5 protein-coding genes are annotated in these 7,374 nt (G+C 29.0%); all 5 read left to right on the top strand.

All coding sequences use genetic code 11. The features are described from left to right. Nucleotides 1–91: 91 nt before the first annotated feature. Nucleotides 92–1,075, top strand: a complete 984-nt coding sequence (locus E6A48_RS05990) for a LacI family DNA-binding transcriptional regulator (protein ID WP_219709156.1) — start codon at nucleotides 92–94, stop codon at nucleotides 1,073–1,075. Between the two features lie 317 nt (nucleotides 1,076–1,392). Then, nucleotides 1,393–3,174, top strand: a complete 1,782-nt coding sequence (locus tag E6A48_RS05985; RefSeq protein WP_219709155.1) for an L-fucose isomerase — start codon at nucleotides 1,393–1,395, stop codon at nucleotides 3,172–3,174. A 90-nt stretch (nucleotides 3,175–3,264) separates the two neighbouring features. Continuing rightward, nucleotides 3,265–3,699, top strand: a complete 435-nt coding sequence (locus tag E6A48_RS05980; RefSeq protein WP_013243095.1) for an RbsD/FucU family protein — start codon at nucleotides 3,265–3,267, stop codon at nucleotides 3,697–3,699. A 267-nt stretch (nucleotides 3,700–3,966) separates the two neighbouring features. Continuing rightward, nucleotides 3,967–6,615 carry a calcium-translocating P-type ATPase, PMCA-type gene (locus E6A48_RS05975; protein ID WP_219709154.1) on the top strand — a complete coding sequence of 883 codons (2,649 nt, stop codon included), beginning with the start codon at nucleotides 3,967–3,969 and terminating at the stop codon, nucleotides 6,613–6,615. 177 nt (nucleotides 6,616–6,792) lie between these two features. Beyond that, nucleotides 6,793–7,374, top strand: a 582-nt coding sequence (locus E6A48_RS05970; protein ID WP_308461602.1) for a galactokinase family protein, incomplete at its 3' end; no start/stop codon positions are given.

The following is a 7,374-nucleotide window of genomic DNA, read 5'->3' as shown; positions in this document are numbered from 1 at the left end:
TATTAATTTTATTGATTTTTTTTTGATTAATTATTATAATTAGATATAATAGTATTTATTTAAAAAATAATTTATCCAAGGAAATACGAAATTGAAAATAAGAGAATTGTCTAGAATAAGTGGTATTTCTGTTGCTACAATTTCAAAAATGCTAAAAAATCCAAATTCTGTTAAAGAATCTACTAGAAATAAGGTAAATGATGTATTAAAAAACAAGGGGATGGATAAATATTTTAATATAAATTGTGTAAAACGAATAGTATTAATTATACCAGACTTAAGAAATACATTTTATTTAGATTTATTTAGTGGAATAATACATGTTGTTCAAAAAAATAATATTACTTTTGAGATATATTTGACAAATGAATTGATAGAAGAAGAAATAAAGATATTTTCTAGATTGGAAAATGAAAGTAATATAGGCATAATATGGGTTCCAGCATCTGCTAAGAGAGATAGACCTCCATATACATCAAATAATAATAACATTATATCGTTAGTTGATAGAAATTTGGAATTTGAATCTATATATATAAAAAATTTACCAGATAATTTTAGTGCCGCCAAAAAAGCAACAGATTTATTAATAGAAGGAGGTGCTAAAAATCCAATAATAGTAACAGGAAATTCTAATTTGAGTAATGCTCAAGAGAGAAGAGATGGTTTTTTACAGAGTATAGAAGATCATGGTTTGGATATTACTGTTGATAGAGTATATTATGGTGATTTTAATAATACAGAAAGTAGTTACAAAATAATAAAAGATATAATAGAAAATAAGAAAATAAAATTTGACTCTGTGTTAGTAGCTAATCAAATTTTGGCTATTGGCATACTTAGAGCATTTAGAGAAAAGAATATATCAATACCTAAAGATGTTTCTATGATGACATTTGATAAGTTAGAAAATTTGTATTCAGAAAATATGAATATATCTGAAGTTGTGTTTCCAGCATTTGATATAGGTGCTAATGCAACTTCTATTCTAATAGATAGAAAACCAATAAATATGTCTAAGCAAATATATAATTATTCTGCTCAATTTCATTTGAGAGGAAGTGAAAAGAAATAATACAATTAGTTTTATATATTTATTTAGGATATAAAATTGCATATAATAATAAGTTTAATACTATAGTTGTAAAATAAACAATAAAAAAATAATAATTTGTTTTAAAATAAATCAAAAAATAATGACTTTTGAAAATAAATCAAGAATATTGAAACAATTTTAAAAAAAATACAATTTTATATAAAAAAAAGACACAAAAATATTGATTATACTTATTTTTTTTACTAAAATATAAGTGAATAGAAAATAGTTATTAGTATATAAATTGAAAAATATTTGATAATTATATAAAAAAATAAAAAGGAGGAAAATATAATATGTTTAGAATGCAAAATAATTTACCAAAAGTTGGTATAAGGCCTGTCATAGACGGCAGAAGAAATGGCGTTAGAGAGTCATTAGAAGATACCACTATGAATATGGCTAAAATAGCTGCAAAACTAATAGAAGAAAATATTAAACATCCTAGTGGTGAAAAAGTTGAATGTGTAATAGCTGATACTACAATTGGAGGAGTTGCTGAAGCTGCTAGATGTCAGAAAAAATTTGATGAAAATAATGTTAAATTAACTCTTACTGTTACACCTTGTTGGTGTTATGGTTCTGAGACTATTGATATGACTCCTGCTATACCTAAAGCAATTTGGGGATTTAATGGTACTGAAAGACCAGGGGCAGTTTATTTGGCTGCTGCTGATGCTGGTCATACTCAATTAGGACTTCCTGTATTTTCTATTTATGGTAAAGATGTTCAAGATGCAGGTGATGAAAATGTTCCTGATGATGTTAAAGAAAAAATATTAAGATTTGTAAGAGCTGGTCTTGCTGTTGCTACTATGAAAGATCAATCATATATAAGTATGGGATATGTTGCTATGGGTATTATGGGTTCTATGGTTGATGCTGAGTTTTTACTTGACTATTTAGGAATGAGAACTGAATTTGTGGATATGAGTGAAATCAAAAGAAGATTAGAACTAGAAATCTATGACAAAGAAGAGTTCAAAAAAGCTTGGGAATGGGCTAAACAATGTAAGTTTGGAGTTGATAAAAATAAAGTACAAGCTACTCCAGAAGAAAAAGAAAAAGAATGGGCTACTTCTATAAAAATGGCTATGATTATGCGTGACTTAATGGTAGGTAACCCTAAGTTGGCAGAAATGGGATATATAGAAGAAGCACAAGGTCATAATGCTATAGCTGGAGGTTTCCAAGGTCAAAGACATTGGACTGACTTTATGCCTAATGGTGACTTTGCTGAAGCTATTCTTAACTCATCTTTTGACTGGAATGGTATAAGAGAACCTTACGTTGTTGCTACTGAAAATGACTCTTTGAATGGTCTTTCTATGCTATTTGCTCATTTATTAACTTGCAAATCTCAGCTTTTTGCTGATGTTAGAACTTATTGGAGTCCTGAAGCTGTAAAAAGAGTTACTGGTAAAGAGCTTACTGGAAAAGCTAAAAATGGTATTATTCACTTAATCAATTCTGGTGCTGCTTCTTTAGACTGGACTGGTGAACAAAAAGTTAATGGAAATCCTGCTTTAAAAGAATATTGGAATATTACTGAAGAAGAGGCTAAAAAATGTCTTGATGCTACAGAGTTCTCTCCTGCAAGCAGAGAATATTTTAGAGGAGGCGGATTCTCATCTACTTTCTTAACTAAAGGTGAAATGCCTATGACTATAATCAGACTTAATTTAGTTAAAGGTTATGGTCCTGTACTTCAAATAGCTGAAGGTTATGCTGTTAATATTGATAATAGTATATTTGATCCTATTAACAAAAGAACTGACTCTACTTGGCCTACTACTTGGTTTGCTCCTATACTTACAGGTAAAGATTCTTTCAAAGATGTTTATTCTGTAATGAATGATTGGGGTGCTAACCATTGTGCTGCTGCTTATGGTCATATCGGTGCTGATTTAATTACATTAGCTTCTATGCTTCGTATACCTGTAAGTATGCATAACGTAAGTGAAGAGAAAGTATTTAGACCTAAAGCTTGGAAAGCATTTGGTACAAAAGATTTAGAAGGTGCTGATTTCAGAGCTTGTAAACATTTTGGACCTTTATTTGGAAAAGTAACTAAATAATTAATTATTATTTTTTAAGCTCCATTTAATAAATTATTATTAAATGGGGCTTTTATTAAAAATATTAAAATTTTATTTAAGGATTTAGATATGTTAAAAGGAATAGACCCTGTTGTTTCACCTGAATTATTAAAAACATTATGCGAAATGGGACATGGAAGTGAAATATTATTTGCTGACGGTAATTTTCCTTCTCATGACTACAACGTGAAAAAAATAATAAGACTTGATGGTATAGATATACCTACAGTTTTAAAAGCTATTATGCCTTTATTTCCTTTAGATACTTTTGTAGAAAGCCCTGTTGTATTGATGCAGCCTAATGCTGATTTTGGAAGGGAGCCTGATGTGTGGGCTAAATATAAAGACATAATTTCTAAACATCAAAAAGTAAATTATGAGTATTTGGAAAGATTTGCTTATTATGACAGATGTAAAAATGTTTATGCAATAGTCGCTACAAGCGAACTTGAAATATATGCAAATATTATACTTAAAAAAGGTGTAATTTTTCCAAATAAATAATTAATGTAAATTTTGCTTGACATTATATAAATTATAGTTTATTATAATTAACATACTCAGAGGGAGTAGTTGACGTAATTTTTTACGTGGCTAAGTCAACAATCGCAACTTCTAACTATAATAATAGAAGTTTGGCTAGCCTTAATTAATGAGACTCAGGTATAAATAAATTTTCACAGTAAAAAAAACTTTGATGATTTATTTATGCATGAGTCTTTTTTTATGCATTTTTTATACAGTTTATTATTTAATGAGAGGTTGTATTTTATGATGAGTAGCTTTTTAGGAAACAAAGAAGATATTCTCAAAGAGCTTAATGTTGACACAAAAATAGGTCTTACAAAAGAAGCTCAAAAATTAAGCTTAGAGAAATATGGTGCTAATAGTTTTACCAAAGAAAAAAGTGCCACATTGATTCAAAAAATATTAGAATCATTAAAAGAGCCTATGATACTTATGCTTATATTTGCAGGCTTAATAGCAATAGGCGTAAATACTGTAGCATATTTCAACGGTGGACATGCTGACTTTTTGGAATGTTTGGGAATATTTATCGCTATAAGTTTATCTATCACAATTACAATAGTGATGGAAGGCAAAAGTGCTAAGGCATTTGAGGCTTTAAATAGTATAAATGAAGATATTAGAGTAAAAGTTATAAGAGAAGGCAAGATAGAAATAATAAATCAAAAAGATTTGCTTGTTGGAGATATTGCTTTTATAGAAACAGGTAACAAACTTCCAGCAGATGGAAGACTTATTGAAAGTGTATCACTTAATATAGATGAATCTGCTTTAACAGGTGAAAGTGTTCCTGTAGAAAAAGATGCTGAGGCCGTGATTACAGATGAAAAAACAGCAGTTGCAGATAGAATAAATATGGCTTATTCTGGTTCTTTTGTTACTACTGGTAATGGTAAAATGGTTATTACTGCCGTAGGGGATTCTACTGAGTTTGGTAAAATAGCAAGAGAGCTTTCAAAAACACAAAGAACTTCAACACCTCTACAAGAGAAATTAGCAGAATTGGGTAAAAAAATAGCTATAATTGGTATCACTGCTTCTATGATAGTATTTATAATTCAAGTGGTTAATCATATTAGACTTGGAACTGCTAATTTTGAAACTATATCTGAGGCTTTTATTACTAGTATAGTATTGATTGTTGCTTCTGTTCCAGAGGGACTTCCTACAATAGTGGCGGTGTCTTTATCTATTAATATTATAAAAATGGCTAGACAAAATGCATTGGTTAAAAAGATGGTTGCTTGTGAAACTATAGGAAGCGTTAATGTAATTTGTTCTGATAAAACGGGTACTCTCACAGAAAACAAAATGACATTAAATCAATTATTTGTTAATTGTGCTTATGTAGAGCCAGAGAATATAAAAGACAAAAACATAATTAATAACTTTGCTATTAACTCTACTGCTGATATTGATTATAAAGAAGATGGACAGATTAAGTTTTTAGGTAACCCTACAGAATGTGCATTACTTGTTGGGGCTAAAAAATCTGGTTTTGATTATAAAACTATAAGAGAAAGTGCAAAAATAATATATGAGTATCCTTTCTCATCAGAAACTAAAAATATGACTACAGTAGCTAAAATAGACGGTGAAAGCATTGTATTTACAAAGGGAAGTCCTGAAAAGATAATGGCTATGTGCAGTATCAGTAGCGAAGAGAAAAAATGCATAGAAGAGGCTATAGAGAAGTTTCAGGAGGAGGCAAAGAGGGTTATAGCATTTGCTCATAAGAAAGTTGATGATAATGTAGAGAACATAAGAGAAAAACTTGAAAGCAATATGATATATGACGGCTTTGTTGCTATATCTGACCCTGTTAGAAAAGAGGTTTATGATGCAGTAGAACAATGCAGAAGTGCTGGTATAAACATAAAAATGCTTACAGGGGACAATATAGTTACAGCAAGGGCTATTGCAAGAGAATTAAAAATACTTGATGAAAATAGCATAGTTCTTGAGGCAAAAGACATAGATGCTATGGACGATAATATATTAAAACAGAATTTAAGTAAGATTTCTGTTATAGCAAGAAGTACACCTACAGTAAAGATGCGTGTTGTTAATGCTATAAAAGAGATGGGTAATGTTGTTGCGGTTACTGGTGATGGTATAAATGACGCTCCTGCTATAAAAAATGCTGATGTTGGTGTGGCTATGGGTATAACAGGTACAGAAGTATCAAAAGAGGCTAGTGATATAGTGCTTCTTGATGACTCATTTGCTACAATAGTTAAAGCAGTACAATGGGGACGCGGTATATATGACAATTTCCAAAGATTTATACAGTTTCAGCTTACTGTTAACTTTGCTTCTGTTGTAGTTGTATTGTTATCTACTCTAACAGGATTTAAATCTCCATTTACAGCTATACAGTTATTATGGATAAATATTATTATGGATGGACCTCCTGCTATTGCTTTAGGACTTGAGCCTATTAGAAGCAACTTAATGAAAAGAAAGCCTATTAAAAGAAATGCTAATATTGTTACTTTTAGTATGCTTAGAAAGATTATATATTCTGGTACTGTGATGATTATACTATTTATGCTTCAAAGCAAACTTAATATATTAAATGTAAGTGATGCTGAAGCTTCTACTGTATTATTTGTTATGTTTGTAATGTTCCAGATATTTAATTCTTTCAACAGTAGAGAATTAGGTTATGATAGTGTATTTAAACATTTCCTTGATAACAAATTAGTGCTTTTAAGTATGCTTGGTACTTTTATATTACAGATATTAGCTACGCAATTTGCTGGTGCTTTCTTTAATACTGTGCCTTTAAGTTTATATACTTGGGTGAAAATAGTTGCTTTATCTTTTATAGTGATTATAGCATCTGAGATTTTTAAATTATGTGCTAAATTGTTTTTTGGAAAAAGATAAGATATAAATACCATTTATAATTGACTTTTTAGTTTTTATATGTTATTTTAACAGAATAAAATTGTATAAAAATATGTTAACTTTTTAATAATATTATCGATTATATTATCTGTTAAAATAGTTGACTTTTTTCAAATTTATAATATAAATAACAAATAATTTAACTGAGAAGGTTATATGATACCAAAATTACATTTAAGATTAGTAGAAAGATTTAGAGATGTCTTTGGACAAAAAGGTGAAGTAAAATTATATTTTGCTCCTGGAAGACTAACTTTTATAGGAGAACTTATTGACTATTCTGGCGGTGATACTATTACAGCTGCCATAGATAGAGGTACTTATTTAGTAGTTAGAAAAAGACCAGACAATAAAATTAATATTTATGGTCATTCATTTAAAGCTAAAAAATCATTTACTTTTAATGAATTAGAAAAAAATAAAGAAGATGAATGGGCTATATATTTTAAGGGTGTTTTTTCTGTATTATTGGAAAGAGAATATAAAATAACTGGTATGGATATTTATGCATATACAGATTTGCCTTTTAATACTTCATTAGCTTCATCTAGTTCATTATGTGCTTGTTTAACTTATGCTATTTTTGATGTAAATGGTTTGGATAAAAGTGATATTATAGAATTGGCCAAATTATCATATGAAGGAGAAATTAAATATGCTTCTCATAGAACTTCATTGAGCGACCATATTACTATATTTTTAGGAAAAGAAAATAGTTTATTATTATTTAATATGTTT

Source organism: Brachyspira pilosicoli, assembly GCF_019402445.1.
GTDB lineage: Bacteria > Spirochaetota > Brachyspiria > Brachyspirales > Brachyspiraceae > Brachyspira > Brachyspira pilosicoli_B.
Note: the sequence above shows the minus strand (reverse complement) of the source record. Positions and strands in the feature narration are given on the sequence as shown.

Bases quoted from the DNA above. Each gene is read 5' to 3' on its own strand.
- E6A48_RS05985 (WP_219709155.1), top strand. From the start codon at position 1,393: ATGTTTAGAATGCAAAATAATTTACCAAAAGTTGGTATAAGGCCTGTC.
- E6A48_RS05980 (WP_013243095.1), top strand. From the start codon at position 3,265: ATGTTAAAAGGAATAGACCCTGTTGTTTCACCTGAATTATTAAAAACA.
- E6A48_RS05975 (WP_219709154.1), top strand. From the start codon at position 3,967: ATGATGAGTAGCTTTTTAGGAAACAAAGAAGATATTCTCAAAGAGCTT.